Source organism: Priestia megaterium, from assembly GCF_009497655.1.
GTDB lineage: Bacteria > Bacillota > Bacilli > Bacillales > Bacillaceae_H > Priestia > Priestia zanthoxyli.
On record NZ_CP023317.1, the window covers coordinates 922,169 to 943,241 of the forward strand.

Annotated in this window: 16 protein-coding genes and 1 riboswitch; of the genes, 12 read left to right on the forward strand and 4 right to left on the reverse strand. The window is 37.4% G+C overall.

All coding sequences use genetic code 11. From position 1 onward, the window contains the following. Positions 1-148 precede the first annotated feature (148 nt). From CEQ83_RS04735 to CEQ83_RS04780, 10 genes are all read left to right on the forward strand, one after another. A complete protein-coding gene (locus CEQ83_RS04735; RefSeq protein ID WP_028412191.1) occupies positions 149-1,756 on the forward strand; it encodes a GGDEF domain-containing response regulator in 1,608 nt (535 codons plus the stop codon). Continuing rightward, entirely contained in the window at positions 1,757-2,806 is a 1,050-nt protein-coding gene (locus tag CEQ83_RS04740) for a HEAT repeat domain-containing protein (RefSeq protein WP_098999780.1), read from the forward strand. It abuts the gene before it with no gap. Continuing rightward, the gene (locus tag CEQ83_RS04745) at positions 2,796-4,205 is read left to right on the forward strand and encodes a glycosyltransferase family 2 protein (protein WP_033578173.1); all 1,410 of its coding nucleotides are present in this window, start codon (positions 2,796-2,798) and stop codon (positions 4,203-4,205) included. Before CEQ83_RS04740 ends, CEQ83_RS04745 begins: the two co-directional genes overlap by 11 nt. After that, the gene (locus CEQ83_RS04750; RefSeq protein ID WP_155017015.1) at positions 4,202-7,450 is read left to right on the forward strand and encodes a hypothetical protein; all 3,249 of its coding nucleotides are present in this window, start codon (positions 4,202-4,204) and stop codon (positions 7,448-7,450) included. The genes CEQ83_RS04745 and CEQ83_RS04750 overlap by 4 nt, the downstream gene beginning before the upstream one ends. 2 nt (positions 7,451-7,452) lie before the next feature. Further along, complete coding sequence (locus CEQ83_RS04755; protein ID WP_155017016.1) at positions 7,453-7,821, forward strand: response regulator transcription factor; 369 nt, start codon at positions 7,453-7,455, stop codon at positions 7,819-7,821. Beyond that, positions 7,811-10,687, forward strand: coding sequence for an ATP-binding protein (locus CEQ83_RS04760; RefSeq protein WP_155017017.1), 2,877 nt, complete (start codon positions 7,811-7,813; stop codon positions 10,685-10,687). The genes CEQ83_RS04755 and CEQ83_RS04760 overlap by 11 nt, the downstream gene beginning before the upstream one ends. Before the next feature lie 454 nt (positions 10,688-11,141). After that, entirely contained in the window at positions 11,142-11,516 is a 375-nt protein-coding gene (locus tag CEQ83_RS04765; RefSeq protein WP_014461362.1) for a DnaJ family domain-containing protein, read from the forward strand. Between the two features lie 36 nt (positions 11,517-11,552). Then, the gene (locus tag CEQ83_RS04770; RefSeq protein ID WP_028412197.1) at positions 11,553-12,359 is read left to right on the forward strand and encodes an alpha/beta fold hydrolase; all 807 of its coding nucleotides are present in this window, start codon (positions 11,553-11,555) and stop codon (positions 12,357-12,359) included. A 12-nt stretch (positions 12,360-12,371) separates the two neighbouring features. Then, complete coding sequence (locus tag CEQ83_RS04775; protein WP_028412198.1) at positions 12,372-12,959, forward strand: histidine phosphatase family protein; 588 nt, start codon at positions 12,372-12,374, stop codon at positions 12,957-12,959. Between the two features lie 360 nt (positions 12,960-13,319). Further along, positions 13,320-14,639, forward strand: a complete 1,320-nt coding sequence (locus CEQ83_RS04780) for an aspartate aminotransferase family protein (RefSeq protein WP_028412199.1) — start codon at positions 13,320-13,322, stop codon at positions 14,637-14,639. Between the two features lie 169 nt (positions 14,640-14,808). Further along, a riboswitch (SAM riboswitch) is annotated at positions 14,809-14,908 on the forward strand. Between the two features lie 243 nt (positions 14,909-15,151). Here the strand turns inward: CEQ83_RS04780 and CEQ83_RS04785 are convergent. Together CEQ83_RS04785 and CEQ83_RS04790 are read right to left on the reverse strand one after the other, a co-directional pair. After that, positions 15,152-15,781 (reverse strand): hypothetical protein, encoded by a 630-nt coding sequence (locus CEQ83_RS04785; protein WP_034269729.1) that lies wholly within the window; start codon positions 15,779-15,781, stop codon positions 15,152-15,154. Between the two features lie 53 nt (positions 15,782-15,834). Next, a complete protein-coding gene (locus CEQ83_RS04790) occupies positions 15,835-16,404 on the reverse strand; it encodes a YkoF family thiamine/hydroxymethylpyrimidine-binding protein (protein WP_028412201.1) in 570 nt (189 codons plus the stop codon). A gap of 522 nt (positions 16,405-16,926) precedes the next feature. On the opposite strand from CEQ83_RS04790, the gene CEQ83_RS04795 reads away from it, so the two are divergent. Next, a complete protein-coding gene (locus CEQ83_RS04795) occupies positions 16,927-18,270 on the forward strand; it encodes a 5'-deoxyadenosine deaminase (RefSeq protein ID WP_034269732.1) in 1,344 nt (447 codons plus the stop codon). 491 nt (positions 18,271-18,761) lie between these two features. Further along, positions 18,762-20,087 (forward strand): NCS2 family permease, encoded by a 1,326-nt coding sequence (locus tag CEQ83_RS04800; RefSeq protein WP_016763224.1) that lies wholly within the window; start codon positions 18,762-18,764, stop codon positions 20,085-20,087. 73 nt (positions 20,088-20,160) lie between these two features. On the opposite strand, the gene CEQ83_RS04805 is transcribed toward CEQ83_RS04800, so the two are convergent. Both CEQ83_RS04805 and CEQ83_RS04810 read right to left on the reverse strand, forming a co-directional pair. Then, positions 20,161-20,712 carry a shikimate kinase gene (locus tag CEQ83_RS04805; RefSeq protein WP_033578182.1) on the reverse strand — a complete coding sequence of 184 codons (552 nt, stop codon included), beginning with the start codon at positions 20,710-20,712 and terminating at the stop codon, positions 20,161-20,163. A gap of 117 nt (positions 20,713-20,829) precedes the next feature. Then, positions 20,830-21,003: a YvzF family protein gene (locus CEQ83_RS04810; RefSeq protein WP_080754382.1), complete on the reverse strand. Its 174-nt coding sequence runs from the start codon at positions 21,001-21,003 to the stop codon at positions 20,830-20,832. Between the last annotated feature and the right edge of the window lie 70 nt (positions 21,004-21,073).

Consider the following 21,073-nt stretch of genomic DNA (forward strand, 5'->3'; position numbering starts at 1 on the left):
ATGGTTAAAAAGGAATTGCTTTTCATTTGAAAAAAACATACTTAAAATAAAAGTAAGAAAATATTTCATTTACTTACAAAATATTATAGAAAAATGGATGGAGTAATATGGGGTAAGTGTTAACTATATCGAACAAAGGGTGTATAAGATGGATAAATATCAAATTGCATTATTAGCTAATGTGCGTAAGCAGCTGCAAGAGTGGACTGATCAAAATAAAGAAATACCTCATGAAGAGGTGTACCGCTTTTTGCATTCAATTTCTGGAACGTCTGCGACTATTGGACTGCATTATTTAGGAGATCGTTCCCGCGCGTTAATGGAAGCTGTTGAAAAAAAACAGAAAAAAATCTGGGATTACGCGGAGTTGAATACTTTTTTATTAGATATTATTAAAATTTGTTATCAAGATGAAATTCAATCCGCAGAAGATATAAATAAACCGATAGAAATCAGTGAACAAACAGCTAGCATTTTACTTGTGGACGACGATCTTTCAATGCTGATGTATTTAAAAGAACAGTTTGAAAAGCAGGGATGGTACGTATTAGCAACTGCATCTAAAGAAAAAGCTATTACGGCTTTTTACGAATTAAAGCCGGATTGTTTTGTTGTTGATGTACATATGAAAGACTGTACAGGCTTTGACATTCTTTCATTTTTACGTGATAAAACAAAGCAACTGTTCGTCCCGATTGTCATGATGAGCGTTGATAATCAAAGAGAGACGCGTTTGAAGGCTTTTAAATTAGGGGCTGATGACTTCCTTGTTAAACCTTTCGATCTGGAAGAAAGTCTACTTCGAATTGGTCACCATATTGAACGAAAGCAAATGTTTAACTCCTATTTAATGTTTGATGAATTAACAGGAGCCTATAACCGAACGTATTTAAAAGAAATCTATAGTCAGCAGCTGTCGAGCTACGACCGCTTAAAAGATCCTTTTTGTTTAGCGATTTTAGATTTAGATTTCTTTAAAAGAATAAATGATCAGTATGGACATCTTATGGGAGACCGCGTACTGCAAGCATTTGTAGAGTATATGAAGCATGAAATTCGTCCAACAGATCACATTTTTAGATATGGAGGCGAAGAATTTATTCTTTTACTGCCAAAAACCAATATAAAAGAGGCAGAAACAGTATTAAATAGACTGTTGGATTCCTTTGTGAAAAAAGTGTTCACACATCAAAGCAATTCGTTTTATTGCAGCTTTTCCGGCGGAGTTGTAGAAGTTCATAACAATGAATGGCCGTTAGAAAAAGCGCTTCATCAAGCTGATGAAGCATTATATATAGCGAAGGAATCAGGACGTCAAAAAATTGTAGCTTCTTCTCAAAGCAAGCTGGTTAAAAAGCGAACGCTTCGTATGGCTATTATTGATGATGATTCTATCATTCGAACGATGCTGAAAGAGCTTTTAAGTAAGATTGATGTAGGAGATCGTTATGAAGTGAAAATAGAAGTGTTTAAAGACGGCATCGAGTTTTTTGAGTCCCAATGGATTCACTCTAGCGATCACTACTTTGTTATTTTAGATGGAATGATGCCTAAGATGGATGGCTTAGAAGTGCTGCAAAAATTAAGGCAGCAGAAACGTCACGATCAGTACACGGTTATTATGCTTACATCACGAAACAGCGAACAAGATATTCAAAGAGCATTAGAACTTGGGGCAGACGATTACATGACAAAGCCATTTAAGTTAATGGAGCTTGAAGCGCGCGTACGTCATTTAATGAAGAAGGTGAAATAAATGGGGATGTCAATTCAAGTGGTATATATCTTATTTGGCGGATTGCTATTGCTGTTGGTTTGTTTTCTAAGTTATTTACTTATTCAAAAAGCGCGTTTAAACGCTTTCCGGGCAAAAGTAGAATCCTATAAAGATAGTATAAAAGAATCTCTTTTTATTTATTTATACAGAAAAGATGAAGAACATCGGATAGAGCCTAAAAATAAAATAGAGCTGGCGGGTGTAGAGGAACTATTGAGCGGTTTTTCTGCAGCTGTGCAAGGTGATGACATTCGAAATAACATCACGCTCTATGCGGAGAAGGTTTTTACACCCAAATATAAAAAAGAGCTGCATCATTCTAGGTGGAGTGTCAGAATGAATGCCCTTTATGCTATTGAAGATTTTGGTCTTACTACGCTAACAGACCAATTAGTAGAAATGTATGAGAAAAAAAATAGTACAGCGGCTGAAAAAAATCAAATTTTAAAGATTTTAGTTAAGCTAAACCGTCCTGAGTTTGTTATATACATGACGAATGCCTCTAAACCGCTGTCTGAATTTATGTACCGCTCTTTGTTTGGAACTATGAACAGTGAGCAGTTTCAGCAATTTATTAATAAATTTGAAGACCTGCAAGAAGAAATTCAGCTACCACTTATCGATATGGTCGGTATCAATCATAAGTTAGAGTATATCGATTTCTTAAAAATGCACATGAAAAGTTCATCAGAAGAACTGCGAATTCGTTCGTTGAAATCACTTAACGCTTTATCTTTTCCATTAAAAGTAGAGGAGCTCACGAAACATCTTCAATCAGATATGTGGCAAGAGAGAATGATGGCTACCAAACTAGTAGGCAAAACGAGAGATGAGAAGGGATTGTCACTTCTCGAGCAGTCGCTGAAAGATTCTCATTTTCTTGTGCGCTCGAATGCTGCTCAGTCAATGATGAAAATCCCAACGGGTACAGAATACTTAGTTCATGTATATGAAACGACTGATGACAAGTTTTCGAAAGATATGGCAGCAGAATGGCTTGAAAAGGGAGGAATTACGGTTGTGGAATAGTGTTTGGCATCTTTTTTTGTCCGTTTGCGGATGGGCTGTATTTGCTTATATGATTTTTGTGCTTTGTTTTTATTTTATGATGTTTATCATTTCTGCTTTTCAACTGCGAAAGCAATATCAATTAAATGATGAAGAACCTTATGAAGATTTGCTTGCGGTTAGCTATACAACGCCGTTATCTATATTAGTTCCCGCTTATAACGAATCTGTCGGGATTATTGGAAGCGTGCGTTCGCTGCTTGGAATTGAATATCCGGAATATGAAGTAATTGTAGTAAATGACGGATCTTCAGATGATACGTTAGAAAAGCTCATCGAAGAGTTTTCTCTTGTGAAAATGAATCGAGTTGTGAGAAAGCAAGTGGAGACGAAAGAAGTAAAAGCTGTATATCGTTCTAAATTATACGATTATTTATATGTAGTCGATAAACAAAATGGAGGAAAGTCAGATGCATTAAATGCAGGAATTAATTTATCCAACTATCCTTATTTTTGTTCGATCGATGGTGATTCAGTGTTGGAAAGAGACGCTTTTTTAAAAGTTATGAAGCCAATTATTGATTCAGACGGAGAAGTAATTGCTTCAGGAGGAAGTATTCGAATTGCAAACGGATGTAAAATCGAAAACGGTGCGGTCGTATCGATTGGACTTGATACGCAGCCGCTTGTTGTGATGCAGATTATTGAATATTTACGTGCCTTTCTTATGGGGCGCATTGGTCTCAGTCGCCATAATTTATTACTTATTGTGTCAGGAGCATTTGGCGTATTTTCTAAACGCTGGGTGATTGAAGCTGGGGGTTATTCTCATACAGTCGGCGAAGACATGGAGCTTGTTGTTCGCCTCCACCGACTGATTAAACAGAAAAAAGCCAACAATCAAATTGTTTATATTCCAGATCCTGTATGCTGGACAGAGGCACCTGATGAAATCAAATATTTGCGAAGACAGCGAAACCGCTGGCACCGCGGTTTATTTGATAGTCTTTGGAAGCATAAAGAGATGCTGTTTAATCCGAAATACGGAAGTATCGGAATGATTTCTATGCCTTATTTTGTGTTTATTGAACTAATCGGGCCGGTCATGGAAATGTTAGGCTATTTGTTTATTGTTATTTCTCTAGTTGTAGGCGGGATTTATGTGGAATTTGCGTATTTGCTTTTTCTCTTAATGGTTGTATATGGTTCTCTTTATTCGATGGCGGCTGTTTTGCTAGAAGAGTGGAGCCTTCGCAAATATCCAAAAGTATCTGATATCGCTAAGCTGTTTGTCTTTTCCCTGACTGAATCCTTTTGGTATCGCCCTCTAACTGTTATATGGCGCTGTCATGGATTGTTGGACGTTATTCGCAATAAAAAGGGCTGGGGAGACATGCAGCGAAAAGGAGTTTCACAATGAAAAAATGGTTATTAATCGGCGGCATTATTTTGGTTATGGCAGTAACGGCTTCGCCATTTCTTATTTGGCAGCTAAAGAAACCAACTGATTTGAATATGCTTGTCATTGATAAAACAGTGCCAGATCAAACATTTCGAGAGCATCAGGGCTTAATGTGGATGCTGAATCAAGCGAAAGTACGCAAAGACGGGAAGCCTTATGAAATCTCAAAAGATTATGCAGGGTTTTATCCGAATGGAGATAAAACATACAGCATTAAATCTCTGCCAAAAACAAACTCTGCAGATATGATTTATATCACGGACACGTATGGCGTATACAAAGAAGATTTAGGCGTAAAAGCTAAAAGAGGAGATCGTTCTCAGCTGGTGTATGGCGGCATGACTTCTGAAGATGTGAGCTACGTTAAGAAAGCACTGAATGGACGTACAAAAACGCTGATTGGAGAGTTTAATACATTTGGAAGTCCTACTTCTCTAGACGTTCGCAAAGAACTGTATGAATTGTACAATGTTACGTGGTCCGGCTGGATTGGTCGCTATTTTGATGAATTCGGCAGTGAAGAAGTTCCTGCTTGGGTGAAAAGTGCTTACAAAAAGCAGTACAACAAAGAGTGGAACCTTACGGGCAAAGGCTTACTGTTTGTTAATGAATCCAATAAGCTCGTTATTATAACGGAAAAAGAATTAAAAGAAAATCCAGTATGGTTTCAATATACAAAACAAGGAAAAAAAACATTGAATTTACAGGATGAATCTGCTTATCAATATTGGTTTGACGTAATTACACCCCAGCAAAAAAGTGATGTGCAGGCTCAGTTTGTCTTTCACTTGGATTCTGAAGGAAAAAACAAGCTAAAGGAAAATGGTATTCCTTTGTCCATACCAGCAGTCGTTCATCATAATAAAGAGCGATATGATACTTATTACTTTGCAGGAGATTTTGCAGATCAAGGAGAAGTACCTTCCATTTATCAAACCTCTTTTTACCCGGTGTGGAAGAAATGGACAGAGAAAATCGGAAAAGAAGATGAGTCTTCTTTTTACTGGACTGTTTATCTGCCTCTTATGAATAAGATTATAGATCAACAGCAAAATGCATCGCAGCCTGCTTCTGTTACTTTTAATGAAAATATGGAAATCTATGAAGATGCTGACCGTAAAGTAGCAGGGAAAGTAGGAAAAGATTATTTGCAAGTTTATCAAAACGGCAAGTGGAAAGATTTGCTGATTAAAGGAGTAAATATGGGCATTAGTAAGCCAGGCCATTTCCCTGGTGAGACCGCTATTTCGAAAGAAGAATATTTACGCTGGTTTAAAGAAATTGGCAAGATGAATGCAAACTCAATCCGCGTATACACTATTCACCCTCCCGGCTTTTATGAAGCGCTTGCTGAGTATAACCAAAAAGCCAAAGAACCCATTTATCTTTTTCATGGAGTATGGGTGAATGAAGAAGTTTTCTATGATTCACAAGATGCTTTTGCAAAGGAAAATACAAAAGAATTTGAAGCTGAAATGAAAAGGATTGTAAACGTTATTCATGGAAATGCAACACTGCCAAAACGGACGGGACATGCAAGCGGAACGTATACAGCAGACGTGTCTCCTTATGTTTTAGGCTGGATTATAGGAGTTGAATGGGATCCCACGGTAGCCCTTTCGACAAATGAAAAACATAAAGGAATGAAAGATTTTAAAGGGAAGTACATCTATACGGAAAAAGGCAATCCCTTTGAAATTTGGCTTGCGCAGCTTATGGAAAAAACAATTTCCTATGAGCAGGATAAATATGATTGGCAGCGGCCTATGAGCTTTACGAACTGGGTGACGACGGATTTATTGACTCATCCATATGAGCCTTCTGAAGACGAAGATAAAGTGTCTGTTAATCCTAATTTAATTCACACAACTAAAAAATTTGAGCCGGGATTATTTGCTTCTTATCATATTTATCCTTACTATCCTGATTTCTTAAACTATGAACCTCGTTATCTCGCTTATCGCGATCATCGAGGAGAGAAAAATAACTACGCAGGTTATTTGCAAAATATGAAAGAAGTTCATCATATGCCCGTGCTTGTTGCTGAATTTGGCATTCCGGCTTCGCGAGGACTCACCCATAGAAACGTATACGGATGGGATCAAGGCTTTCATACGGAACAAGAACAAGGAAAGATTCTGTCACGCTTGTACGAAGATATTGTTGAAGAAAAAATGGCTGGCGGTATGGTCTTTACATGGCAAGATGAATGGTTTAAGCGAACGTGGAATACGATGGAGTACGACAATCCGAACCGCAGGCCATTTTGGACGAATTTGCAAACGGGAGAACAGCATTTTGGCCTGTTGAGTTTTGATCCAGGAACAAAGCTGAAAGTCAAAGTAGACGGCAAATCAGATGATTGGGAAAAGCTGAACAGCAAGTCGGTATATAAGCCGTCTAAGAAGTTAAAAGCATTGAACATTACAAGTGATGAAGGTTATCTATATCTACACGTGAGTGCAAAAGAGCTGGAAGATCAAAAGCTTTATTTCTTGTTTAACACAATTAACAATCAGGGACAGTCAAAGATTCCTCAAATTCCTTCTTTAAAAACAAAAGGAATTGATTTTGTAACAGAATTAAACGGGAAAGAAGACAGTCACTTGTGGATAGACAGCTATTACGATACGTATTATTTTTCGTATGCCCATCAGCTTCAAATGATTCCATCTGTAAAAGGAACCGATACAAAAGATAACGGCATGTTTAATCCAATCAGGCTCGCCCTTAACAAAGAGTTAGCGATTGGAGAGGGGAAAAACAAGAGAACCATTCCTTTTGACGCCTATGAAACTGGGAAGCTCCAAGAAGGAAACAGCGATCCTAACTCTTCTTCATTTGATTCGCTGGCAGATTTTAAAGTGAATGAATCAAATGGAATTGCTGAACTTCGCATTCCTTGGGCGCTTTTAAATGTAAAAGACCCGAGTCAAAAAGAAATAATGGGAGATATTTGGTCCAAAAAAGGATTAGAATCCAGCGAGAAAATGAAAGGAATTCAAGTGGGAGTCGTAGCTGTTAATAAGAAGAGCAATGACGTGGAAGATACGTTTCCGACTCAGAAAAAAGGAGAACTTTTATTAAAAGATTTTTACTTATACAAGTGGAAAAATTGGGAGTATCCAACTTTTCACGAACGAATAAAGCCGTCCTACTTCATATTGCAAAAAACGTATGGACGACTACAAGCGGAGGAATAACAATGGCAAAAATTTTATTAGCGGAAGATGAAGAAGTGCTTCGTATGTTAGTGGTAGATACGCTTGAAGATGAAGGACATGAAGTGACGGAAGCAGAAAACGGCGAAGAAGCGTTGGAATTTATTAAAGAACGTGATTTTGACTTAATTATTTTGGATTATATGATGCCCGTGTTCACCGGGCTTGAAGTCATTCAGCAGCTGAAAGAAATGAAAGATAAGCGCCATACAAAAGTATTGATGCTTTCAGCTAAGAATCAATCTGCTGATCAAAGCCGGGTGTTAGAAGCAGGGGCTGCGTATTTTATGTCTAAACCGTTTAGTCCCCTATTGCTAGCCGAACGTGTTGAGGAAATTTTAGATGAACAATAAACTAAAACGAAAAAGTATCTCAACCCAGTTCATCTTCTTAGCAAGTATCCTTTTACTTGCTTTTGCGGCGGGTTCAACTGTACTTGTTGTACGGCAAAAAGAAATTACAGCTGATTATGCCCAGTACAGGGCACAAGTACGGGAAAAGGCACAGCTGCTATCTACAATTGATAAATCAATGAACAGAGCTTTTTTGCAGGCTCGTGGGTTTATTGCATTTGATTCAGAGGATATGTATAACGAGGCTGCAAGTCAGCAAAAAAGTATCGAAGAAAATCTTGATCGACTTTCAGGTCTAGCGGCAGATAGACGTGAACGTACGTTTGTAAATGAAGCGACGGTGATGCTAAACACGTATTTTAATCAAACGCTTCCTTATTTTAAAGATATTTACGACAAAAAAGGCATTGAAGGAGTCCGCTCTAGTCCTGAGCGGAAGGCTGCTTCTAAATCAATAGAACAAATGCAAAAAGAACTTGATGACTACCAAAATGAATTAACTAAAGACTTAAATACACAGTACGATGACACGTCGAGTGACATGCAGAAAAGTCAAACGTTCTTTATTTTATTTTTAGCGTTTACAGTGGTCATTTTATTATTGCTTACACGGGTATTGCTAAATAAGTTTGTAAAGCCGCTGAGTCAGCTAGCATATACGGCAAGCGAAATTGCTGCGGGAAAAGAAATGCCTATGACATTTGATGAACATAGAAGAGATGAAATCGGTATGCTATCTCAGGCCTTTTACAAAATGGTATCGACTTTGCAAAATAACGAACAGGAGTTAACGGCTCAAAATGAAGAGCTGATTGCACAGCAAGATGAGTTGCACAGTCAGCAAGATGAACTTCAGCACGCATTGGAATTGACAAAGGAACGAGAAGGCGAGTTAGAATTGCGCAATTTATTTGTGCATGGACTAACAAATTCTCTTCAAAAGCAAGAAGTTCTCACGAGTGCTGTCACAAACATGAGCCGAGTAATGAAAGCTGATCACGGTTTTATTATGCTAACCGATGAAAAGACACATGCTTCATTTGGTCTATCTTCATCAAGTGTTCAACAGATGATGAAAAACCTTCATAATAATTACATTGATCATGTGCAAAAGACGAAAAAATGTATGGTAGTAAAAAGAGAGTGTATAGAACATGAGCGCCTATATCATCGGCAAACGTTTTATTTGTATGATGTTATCGTACCGGTGCTGTCTTCACAGGGAGATATGCTAGCCTATATGTTTTACAGCCGCTACGCGGATGAATACACAGAACATGAATTACAGACATTTGAAATATTGGCCAAACAAATTACGATTGCTCTTGAAAAAATTTATATTTACGAAGAGTCTGAGCATGACAGACTGCTATCTCAAGATATTTTAAATTCGATTCAAGAAGGAATGCAGCTTGTAGATACAAGCGGTACGATTCTACAAGTGAATACGAAGACTAGCGAATTGTTTCAATATGAGCATCAAAGCGGGCTTCTTCAGCTTTCTCGCGATCAATGGCTAGATGCTCTCTCTCAAAAAGTCGAAAATATAGAGGAGCTAAGACAATACGTTAAAGCCATTTGTAAGGGAGAGCAAGTAGAAAAGTCTTTTGTTTATTATCTGCACACGGAAGGTAAGCGAAAAGTTATAAAAGTTTATAGCGAATACGTATATCGAAACCGTCAGATGTTTGGCGTATTGTTCGTTCATCGTGATATTACGAAAGAATTTGAAGTTGATCAGATGAAGTCGGAATTTGTAAGCACTGTGAGTCACGAGCTGCGCACACCTTTAGCAAGTGTATTAGGGTTCACTGAGCTTATGCTAAACAAAACATTAAAAGAAGAAAGACAGAAGAAGTATTTAACTACTATTTATCAGGAAGCACAGCGGTTAACTTCTTTAATCAACGATTTTTTGGATGTCCAAAGAATGGAAGCGGGGAAACAAACCTACGATAAAAAGTATCAAGACATTCTGCCGCTTATTAAGCAGGTGATTGAGGTCCAGAACATACAAACAAGTAAGCATGAATTTGATATGATTTCCGATCAAGAGCATTTTACAGTAATGGGAGATAAAGATAAGCTTCTGCAATTGTTTAATAACGTAATTAGCAATGCAGTAAAATATTCGCCCGATGGAGGGAACGTTACAGTTAAAGTGTATCAAAAGGAACACGCTGTTTATATTGATATTCAAGATGAAGGAATTGGTATACCAAGTGAAGCGCTAGGACATTTGTTTACCAAATTCTACAGAGTAGATAACTCCGATATGCGCAAAATTGGCGGAACGGGTCTAGGGTTAGCAATTGTAAAAGAAATTGTAAAAGCTCATGGTGGAGACATTACTGTACAATCAGAATGGAAAAAAGGAACAACATTCACGGTTGTTCTCCCGCTTCTACATGAAGTTCAGTACGATGAAGAAATGATGATAAGTGCGAATGATAACCGTAAAAGCGTAGTGATTGTAGAAGATGATAAAAGTTTAGCGACGCTTTTACAGGTAGAATTAAAAGAAAGCGGCTTTCACGTTCGGTATTTTAATAACGGAGAAGACGCATTAAACTCTATTCATCAGCAAAAGCCTGAAGTGGTTGTTCTAGATATCATGCTAGGAGAAAATAAGTTAGACGGCTGGGATGTTTTAAGGCATCTCAAAGAAAATACAGAGACAGAAAAAATTCCTATCTTAATCTCATCTGCTTTAGACGAAAGAAGCAAAGGATTAGAGCTTGGAGTGTGTGAGTTTCTGATTAAGCCCTATCAGCCTAGTAAACTATCTAAAACGATTCTCCAGCTGCTTTTGAAAAAACAAGAGCATGAAGGAGAAATTATGATTCCATCAGATAAAGAAGAGTAGAAATTTGGTGAGGCTTCGTTATATGTACGGAGTCTCATTAAACGAAAAGAAAATTAGTAAAGTAATAAAAAAACATTGAAAACGCTATCAAAATGTGGTTTTATAGAAAGTAGGCATAACATGATGACCTTAGAATTACCTTTTTCCACCTCCTTACATGCGTAAGGAGGCTTTTTTGTATAAATATAGTAAGATAAGATAACAAAACCTCATGCAGAATCGTTTATTGAATTTCAGCTCGTTAACAAACTGCTCAAGAAAGTTCGTTAGTGAAAGGAGTGAAGCTCTAGAAACGATTTCACAAAGGGAGGATAGTCTCTCCAAGAAGTGAAGGTAGTTCAATTTTTATAATCATAGTATAATAAAAAATACGGTTATAAAAGCTGTGTTTTTTATACATCTTTTATATAGAAGGCAAGATTGAATTTTATATTTTCTTAAAGGAGGTCTTTCCTTGGATATTGCGTATATAATTGCTGAAGAAAGAATTAGACAAGCAATAAAAGACGGTGACTTTGATAAGCTGCCTGGGGAAGGAAAACCATTAAAGTTAGAAGATTTATCACATATACCTGAAGAACTGCGCCAAGCGTATAGGATGTTAAAAAATGCAAATATGATAAGTGATGAACAAGAGCTAAAACGAGATATGGCTACAATAGAAGAATTGATTTCTATATGCACGGATGCTAATGAAGAACAAAGGCTAACAGAGATGCTTACGGAAAAGCGTTTGCGCTTTGAGCAGCTCGTTGACAAGAAAAAGATGACAAGTTCTGCAGCTTACAGGACGTATCAGAATAAAATTTACTCCAAATTTTTTTATTAATGAGTGTAATAGACGAGACGATCGGAGGGTGAGAACTTGCGGCTGTTAATTTTATTGATTAGTATCATATTATTTATTTCGCTTTGTTTTTATATTTTTGCCCCACAAATAAAACGAGGCGCCCAATCGAAAAATGTGCCGGTTTTATTTATTCATGGCTATTTAGGCAGTCAAAAAAGCTTAGGGAAAATGATTAAACGATTTGAACAAAACGGATGGGGAACTAAAGTAGCTTACTGCGTCGTTCAAAAAGATGGAGCTATTCAGTGGAAGCACATTATGAAAGCAAAAGAGGGAAAACTCCCGCTTATTCATATCGTCTTTAAAAAGCCAGATGCCAGTATTGCACAGCAGCAAAAATGGATTGAAGCTATTATGCAAGATGTACGTGATACATATAAAGCATCTTCTGTTGATTTAGTTGGACATAGTATGGGAGGAGTAACAGCAGCAGCAGTTAGTTTGGCTAACCCTCAATATATTCAAAAGTTAGTTACGTTAGGATCGCCGATTCAAGGATTAGATTATCAGGAATTAATGGAGATGTATCCTCATGCACGCAATCATATTGAATCTATGGGGGCTCGTGATTTAGCTTTTCACTCTATGGCGTTAAACAAGCTATACGAAAGTCGTCAAGATTTCTCAAAAGAGATCGACGTTTTTTCAGGAGCAGGAGATGTGGGAGATAAGACAGATGGAGTGGTAACAGTAGAAAGTGCATACGGACTGCAAGAGTTTACCGAACACATTCATCTCCAAACGTTTCATGAAGCACATTCGGATTTACATGAAAGCTCAGAGGTTGATAAAGCTGTTTATCAATTTTTAAAACGAGATTAAAGGGGGATTACGATGCTTTACTTAATTAGACACGGCCAAACAGATTGGAATAAAAACAAACTTATTCAAGGGCATGCTGATATTCCGCTCAACGAAACAGGAAAGCAACAAGCCAAACGCGTAGCGGAACGTTTTAAAGATATCCATATTGATGTAGTCTACACAAGCGATTTGCTTCGTGCGCAGGAGACGGCTAGGAAAATTGCAGCAGCTGCTAAAGTAGAGAAAGTCGAGGTTTGTGAGCAGCTGCGCGAGCGCTCTTTTGGAGAATTAGAATCAAAGAACGTAGAAGTTCTGCATGATCTTTTGCCAAACTATGCGACAAATTGGGGAGAAGAACCTTTATATAATATTGAAACACTCGAAGCCGCTCAAGAACGGATGGTTCGGCGTTTAACGGAAATTATGAAGGAGTCTATTGGAAAGAAAGTAGCAGTTGTTAGTCACGGGGCGGCAATTAATACATTCATTCATCATGTAACAAGCGGAGAACAAGGAACAGGGACTACTATTTTACAAAATACATCGATTACAACTTTTGCTTATGAAAGTGGAAAATGGCGTCTTGAAACAATCAATGATGCCAAACATCTTGAATAAATATACTTAAAGAGGCTGTGACAGTAGTATTTTAGTTGAGGGAGGATCCGAACGATTAATCGTTCGGATTTTTTTATGGTGATGGTGAACGCAGGTTTCATATATGTAAGTACTTCTGGCTGTTGATTGGAGGGAAAGGCGAAGACTCCTATGGGAAAAGCGGAAGGGGTGAGACTCCGCATATTAATTTTATATATAAATATTTATACAATTGATTTTAATAAAAATGCATAGTAAAATAAGTTTTATTACTATTCTATTAAAGCGTTTAGTATAACTGGATTTCCTAATATTGTTTAATAAGTAACTATATTTCGGAATAAGATTAATTGATTTGTATAATTTCAAGGAGGATGTAGTATGTCTAAAGATTGGAGTCACTTATTTGAAAGAATGCCTGAATTGCTAGCACCGACAATGGCTAAAGATCATCCGAATTTGCCCGTTGTGAAAGAAGAAGGATGCTATTATTATGGATTGGATGGTAAAGAATATCTCGATTTTACTTCTGGAATCGCTACGACAAATGTAGGACACAGACATCCGAAAGTAGTAAAAGCAATTAAAGACGGAGCAGATCAATTATTGCACGGTCCTTCAGGTGTGATTATGTACGAATCGATATTAAAATTAGCCGATGAGTTAGGAAAAGTAACGCCGGGCAATTTAGACTGCTTTTTCTTTGGAAATAGTGGCACAGAAGCAATTGAAGGAGCCTTAAAATTAGCGAGGCATGTTACAAAGCGTCCGTATGTTATTTCTTTTTTAGGGTGTTTTCATGGCCGCTCGATGGGAGCTTTAAGTGTTACAACATCGAAAAGCAAATATAGACAATTTCAGCAGCCTTCGGGACTGACATATCAAATTCCATATGCCAATCCAAAAGAGTGCCCTGCGGAGCTAGACAGCGATGTATACTTTACTGAAAAGCTTGAAAAAGATTTTGAAATACTGTTTAAGCACCAAGTCACGCCTGAAGAAGTGGCGGCCGTTATTTTGGAACCAGTATTAGGAGAAGGCGGCTATATTATCCCTCCGAAAAGCTGGATGAAGAAGTTAAGAGAGATTTGTGATCGTCACGGAATATTACTTATTTTCGATGAAGTGCAAACAGGGTTTGGCCGTACCGGCGAATGGTTTGCTGGCCAAACGTTTGATGTTGTACCAGATATTATGGCTATAGCAAAAGGAATTGCTTCTGGAATTCCGCTTAGCGCAACGGTAGCTTCTCAAGAATTAATGAAGCAGTGGCCTCTTGGCACACATAGTACAACATTTGGTGGGAATCCTATCGGATGTTCAGCAGCTCTTGCAACTCTTGAAGTGATGAAAGAAGAACAGCTGCTGGATAACACGAAAAAAATGGGCGCTTATGCATTAGAAAAGCTGCATCTTTTAAAGGAAAAACATTCAGTTATTGGAGATATCCGTGGTTTAGGACTTATGATTGGAATTGAAATTGTTAATCCGCATACGGGAGAAGGAGATGGAGACGCTTTATTCGAGATTTTGGACTTAGCTTTAGAAAAAGGCGTGTTATTTTATTTTTGCGGAAATGCAAGTGAAGTTATTCGCATGGTACCTCCGCTTACTGTGACAAAAGAACAGATAGATGACGGCATTCGTATGCTAGATGAGGCTATTACTTCTTTTGAGAAAAAGTCAGCTGTAAAAGCGTAATAAAAAAATATAAAAAATTTATATATTTGTAACCTAGTTGTCATAGTAATGGTAGCGATATCATAGTTTTAGAGGGAAAACAATTTTCTGAAAAGTAGTTGACATCTGTTTGTGCAGCATGTAACATAATATTTATCTTATCAACAATTATCAACAAAATTCGACAAACTTCTTATCAAGAGAGGCGGAGGGATAGGCCCTGTGAAACCTCGGCAACGGACTTTATAGAACCGTGCCAACTCCCACAAGCAGTGCTTGAAAGATGAGAAGAGACCAGGCTTACTAACAATTGTGATCCCAACCTCTTCTTACAGGCACTTAGACACTGGAAGTGGAGGTTTTAATTTTATGACAAGAATATGACATTTAGATAAAAAACAGCAGGTGAAATTACCTGCTGTTTTTATATGCTGTAAAATGATAAATAACCTACCAGAATTCCTAGTAAAAGCACCCCGGCCGTAATACCAATAATCCACCACATCATTTTTTTCATCGTTTATTCCTCATTATCAATTGACTGTAGCTGTAGATCCGCCAGAAGCGCCGGAAGCCGTACCATAAGCGGTTTGTCTTTTGATTCCAGCATTTTTAGCTGCAACTTTCCACTGCCAGTCAATTCGCCCGTAGGCTCGATTATTTTGTACCCAAGATTTTGAGCTCTTTTTTGAAATAGACACAAGGGGGTTTACGTTTTTTGTGACCACACCTCGTACACTTTTGACTGAAGTTACTGAGGAGCTTTTTGTGTAATAATCTACATACACCGTTAGTTTTGTTGTTGTAAATCCAGCCGCTTTATAAGAAGCCGTATAAGCTGCTGTTTTGAATAAAGGTGAAGCCGTTTTTGCTCCGTATGCTGCTGTACTTGCAGCTTCGACCGTGCCGCTGCTCTCTTCAATATCCATTTTGAACAGAGATGGATCCCTTAGTGATTGTACAACTTTTTGTTTTTGTTGACGCGACAGTTTTGAAAATTCATACAGTGAACTTTTATCACCTTGCCCTTTCAAGAACTGCGTGTAAGAAGCAACCGTTAAATGAGCAGGTTTTTCACTAGCCTGAACAGAGTTTGGTACGACTAATAGACATAATAATGCACCTATCAGGGAAAAAGCAAAAAACGTTCTTTTTGTAGCCATATTCATATAAATCCTTTCTAGTACTCTATCTTTATAAATAGATAAGAAGTAATTTATCGTTTTGAAGAAGGGCTGTGTGCTGACATATTAACTGTCATCACGACACGAGCTTGCTGTACAGATTTCATAAAGCATTCGTATAGAGAAGCGAATACTTTGTCCACATCTCCTTCTAAAGCTGTTGCAAAAGGCACGGTTTCGGCAAATACTCCCTGTTGTTTAACTGCGCCAATTCCGCTTTTGATGATGTCTACATAATGCGGCGTATCTAATGGATACAAAGAAAATTGAGTGGATACAGGGAACGAAGCACAAAGCTGTTGGTTTAAAGGCATGTTTTCTTTTGAGTTTATTTTTCTTTCTTCGAAATATTCTTCGTGACGCCCTGTTGAAAACGTGGCATTCAGCACAATATGCTTTTCTGATTTTCCAGCACTTTTATAAATGGCCTGTACAACTTCAAATACGTCTTTGGCAGTTCCTTCAATAAACGTACTAACACGGTCCGTTTTTCGCTGAACTTTAGACATATCCACTTCGTTTAGTGCGCTTAAAATAATATCGATGAAGTTATCGCTCATAACGGAAAGCGTAAAACGACAGCCAACATTTATTTTTTCCAAGTTAATCACCCCTAAAATATAGATTTGTAGTTTTTTAATCATACAAATCATAAAATAACTTTTCTGTTTTGTATAGAAACAGAAGATAGATTCTTTATTTTTAGTAAATATTACATAGAAGAAACGAGAATAAATTGCATAACATGAAAATTAAGGGTGTCAAGAAAAGTCACATAGTGAAAAAGAATAAAAAAACAATGTTAGAACTTCTGACAAAAAGCTGGTATATAGACTGAAAACACCATATTATAAATACAAGATCACATTATTCTCCTGCGATTTCGTATAACCTCTTGAAAAAGGGACTTGGGATTTTATCATAAATCCAACCTCCTAGCTGTATAATCAGCTAGGAATTTTTTTTACCCAAAGTCTCTATCGCCCATGAGGTTACCTGCACTTATTCAACTCAGAGCATGCACCATATATATTTAAGACCAGTGTAAGAAAGATTGCTTGAAGATGTTAGTGTTCGGTTTGAGCTAGAAATAGATAGATGTTACGAAAGAGGGGAAAGAAGGTATGACGCACACATTAATTAAAAATGCAGAGATTATTACGATGAATGAGAAGAATGATATTATTTACGGTGACCTTTATATTGTTGGAAATCGTATTGCAGCCATCGGGAAAAATCTGCATCCGGAAAAGGTAGATAAAGTCATTGACGCAGCAAATAAAACGATTGTGCCGGGCTTTATACATACTCATATTCATTTATGTCAAACGCTTTTTAGAGGGCAAGCAGATGATTTAGAGCTGCTAGACTGGCTAAAGAAGAAAATATGGCCGCTTGAAGCTTCGCATGATGAAGAATCTATCTATTATTCAGCACTGTTAGGGATCGGTGAACTCATTCAAAGCGGGACTACAACAATTGTCGATATGGAAACTGTTCATCATACAGACTCTGCTTTTCAAGCTATATCTAAGAGTGGAATCCGAGCTCTTGCAGGAAAAGTAATGATGGATAAAAAAGGCGACGATCTGCCAAAAGCTCTGCAGGAGACAACGGCTGACTCGATTAAAGAAAGCGTAGAGCTGCTTGAAAAATGGCATAATTCAAATAACGGTCGTATTCGATACGCATTCTCCCCAAGATTTGTGCTGTCGTGTACGGAAGATTTGCTGCGTGAAGTGAGCCATTTATCAGCTGCCTATAATGTTCATGTCCATACTCATGCTTCTGAGAATCAAGAAGAAATTCGCATTGTAGAAGCTGAAACGGGTATGAGAAATATCATGTACTTAGACCATTTAGGATTAGCCAATGAGCGCCTTATTTTAGCGCACTGTGTGTGGCTAAACGATCAAGAAAAGCAAATTATTAAGAATCAAGGAGTAAAAGTCAGTCATTGCCCAGGCTCAAACTTAAAACTTGCATCGGGAATCGCAGATGTGCCCAGTTTATTAGAGCAAGGTGTATTTTTAAGCCTTGGCGCTGATGGTGCTCCTTGTAATAATAATTTGGATATGTTCAACGAAATGAGGCTGGCCGCTACGATTCATAAACCCTCTTACGGACCAACAGCCATGAATGCAAAACACGTGCTCGAAATGGCTACAATCGGCGGAGCGAAAGCAGTTGGGCTTGAAAAAGAAATTGGAAGTTTAGAGGTTGGGAAAAAAGCGGATCTTGCCATTTTAAATTTAAATCAGCTTCATACTTTTCCATCTTACGGCGTAGACCCTATTTCCAGAGTTGTGTATTCAGCAACGCGAGGAGATGTAGAACTAACAATGGTTGACGGTGAAATTGTGATGGAGAATCGCGTGCTAAAAACCATTGACCAGGGAATTGTGCTGAAAGAGGCAAATCATTCGATAGATCGTCTTTTAAAAAGAATTCCACTTTTAATTTCGTAAGATGTAAAACGAAGAAGAGGCTGGGATAAAAGTATTTTAACAAAAGTAAAGCTCAAATTATTAATCGGAATTATTGATTAATAATTTGAGTTTTTTGTTGTCAAGGTGAACGTAGGTTTCATCTGTTTAGTTGCTTCTAGCTGTTGATTGGAGGACAAGGCGTAGACTTCTGCGGTTATTCCATTTATTTGTCTTTAGAATGGATTTATTTAGTTATGTTTCAATCTCTTTTTTGTATAAATGAGTAAAAAGAGTACTCTTGCAACAGACTAAAAAGATAAGAGAAATAAATTTTCAAAATTCCAAACTAACGGAAGATAAAAATTTTTATAATGATAGCGTTTTCCACCTTTGCATATCTACAAATTAAGACTATAATAGGACAAAAGATTTTACTTTGAAACGTAAAATCCTCCTAAATCGTGTCCTTTTTAGGACATTCGAATAGGTAGGATTTTTTATTTTTTTTTAGAAGTAGGGAGGCGCGCGTGTTGGAGCGTAACGGAATATTAGAGCGCTTGTTTAAACTATCAGAGCGCAACACAACACCAAAACAAGAAATACTAGCAGGACTTACAACTTTTATGACGGTCAGTTATATGGTAATCGTCAATCCCATTATCATGTCTGACGCGGGTATCCCTCGAGAAGCGGCTCTTGCAGCTACCATTTATGCCATTGTATTTAGTACGTTACTGATGGCTCTATGGGCAAACTTCCCGATTGTAACCGGTCCAGGGATGGGTTTAAATGCGTTTTTTACGTATTCAGTAGTATTAGGACAAGGATTGTCATGGCAAACGGCACTTGGAGCAGTTTTTATATCCGGGGTCTTATTTTTTGTTTTAACGGTAACAGGAATACGCGGAAAGATTATTGATGCCATTCCGAACGTATTAAAGTCTTCCATAGCAGTTGGAATTGGTCTTTTTGTTGCGTTTATCGGTTTGAAAAACGCTGGATTAGTTGTGGCAAACGAGTCTACTTTCGTAGGGCTTGGAAATGTCATGGATAAAGGCCCGTTACTTGCTATTTTTGGGCTGATATTAGCAGCTGTACTGATGGCTAAAAATGTAAAAGGTGCTCTTATTATAAGTATTTTTGCTACGACAATATTAGCAATGATTGTAGGAGTACAAGCAGTTCCCCATTCTCTGAAAGACGTCTTTTCAGCTACGCCGCCAAGCGTTGGAGAAACATTCTTTCAAATGGATTTAAAGGGTGCAGTTGCCTACGGCATTTTTTCAGTTGTATTTTCTTTCACCATCGTAGAATTATTTGATACGCTAGCGACATTGATTGGACTATCTAAAAAAGCAAACTTAGTAGATAAAAACGGTAAAATTCCAGGTTTAAATCGCGCGCTTGCAGCAGATTCAATTGGTACAATGGCGAGTGCTATTTTTGGAAGCACTGCGCTAAATACGTATATTGAAAATGCAACAGGTATTGCAGAAGGAGGGCGTACCGGCTTAAAGGCATTAACGGTTGCCATCTTATTTATATTTACCTTGTTTTTTGCACCGCTTATTCAATTTATCCCAAGCGTTGCTACTGCTCCAGCACTCATTATTATTGGTTCGCTTATGCTAAGTGACATTCGAAACGTTAACTTCGACGATTTCACTGAAGTTGTTCCCGCTTTCTTAACAATTGTCATGATGCCGTTAACCTACAGCATTGCAGAAGGGTTAGCATTCGGCTTCATTTCATACACAGCGATTAAACTGTTTACAGGACGCCATCGCGAAATTCATTGGATGATGTATGTAATCACCATTGCCTTTTTTATCAATTTTTATATGAGTTCCCATTAGGAATGAAAAAAGACGTAGCATTAAGCTACGTCTTTTTTGTAAAGGCTTGTTGAGAGAACAAACCTTTATTTCATTAAGGTTGATAAATATCCCAAGCTGTTTTTAATGAATCAACGATATAGTTAGCTACTTCTTCGATATCCAAATTATCAGTTTCAACTTTTGAATGGTGGTTTGAGTAGATAGCTTGACGGTCGTAAAATAGCTTTTCAATATCTTCTAAGCTTCTTCCTTGTAAAACAGGACGGCTATCAATGATCAAACTAATGCGTTCTTTCCAAGAATCCCAAGACAAATCTAAAAAGAATACGATGCAGTTAGATAAACAAATCTCTTGAATTTCTTCTTGTAAAAAAGCGCCTCCCCCTAAAGAAATGATTTTTAAGCGCTGCTGTGAAAGTCGACTTATTACTTCTTTTTCTTTTTGTCTGAAGAAAGTTTCACCGTGCTCTTTAAAAATCTGAGAAGTAGGCATATTAAATTCTTTTTCGATTTCTTGATCTATATCAACAAAATCTCTATACAATTTTTTGGCAACCATTTCTCCAATAGTTGTTTTTCCTACCCCCATAAAGCCGATAAACACAATACTTTTCTCTCTAAGAGATATGTCGTTATATGCCATTTTTAAGCCTCTTTCTGATTTTTAAATACAAATCGGATGTTATAGTAAATACTGAAATTATAATATAAATCCTTTAGTTTGTAAAAGCTACTATTCTTCTCTGAAATAAAGAAGAAATTATTTTTTAGGATGCATAGAAAGATACACCCGAGTATCTTTTTTGTGCTCATATTTTGGATTAGCGCTTCGCGTATATTCTTTTGACTGATGTTCTATATGGTAGTTCTGTTCAAATTGTTTGATTGCTTCATTAATTTCTTCTTGTGTTCCCATTAATCTTACTTGCAGCATTGTAATGTCTCCTTCCATACACTTTGCTTTTTGACTATATCATGAAATGAAAAAGAAGTAATTTTATTTT

Bases quoted from the DNA above. Each gene is read 5' to 3' on its own strand.
- CEQ83_RS04735 (WP_028412191.1), top strand. From the start codon at position 149: ATGGATAAATATCAAATTGCATTATTAGCTAATGTGCGTAAGCAGCTG.
- CEQ83_RS04740 (WP_098999780.1), top strand. From the start codon at position 1,757: ATGGGGATGTCAATTCAAGTGGTATATATCTTATTTGGCGGATTGCTA.
- CEQ83_RS04750 (WP_155017015.1), top strand. From the start codon at position 4,202: ATGAAAAAATGGTTATTAATCGGCGGCATTATTTTGGTTATGGCAGTA.
- CEQ83_RS04755 (WP_155017016.1), top strand. From the start codon at position 7,453: ATGGCAAAAATTTTATTAGCGGAAGATGAAGAAGTGCTTCGTATGTTA.
- CEQ83_RS04760 (WP_155017017.1), top strand. From the start codon at position 7,811: ATGAACAATAAACTAAAACGAAAAAGTATCTCAACCCAGTTCATCTTC.
- CEQ83_RS04775 (WP_028412198.1), top strand. From the start codon at position 12,372: ATGCTTTACTTAATTAGACACGGCCAAACAGATTGGAATAAAAACAAA.
- CEQ83_RS04780 (WP_028412199.1), top strand. From the start codon at position 13,320: ATGTCTAAAGATTGGAGTCACTTATTTGAAAGAATGCCTGAATTGCTA.
- CEQ83_RS04785 (WP_034269729.1), bottom strand. From the start codon at position 15,781: ATGGCTACAAAAAGAACGTTTTTTGCTTTTTCCCTGATAGGTGCATTA.
- CEQ83_RS04795 (WP_034269732.1), top strand. From the start codon at position 16,927: ATGACGCACACATTAATTAAAAATGCAGAGATTATTACGATGAATGAG.
- CEQ83_RS04805 (WP_033578182.1), bottom strand. From the start codon at position 20,712: ATGGCATATAACGACATATCTCTTAGAGAGAAAAGTATTGTGTTTATC.
- CEQ83_RS04810 (WP_080754382.1), bottom strand. From the start codon at position 21,003: ATGCTGCAAGTAAGATTAATGGGAACACAAGAAGAAATTAATGAAGCA.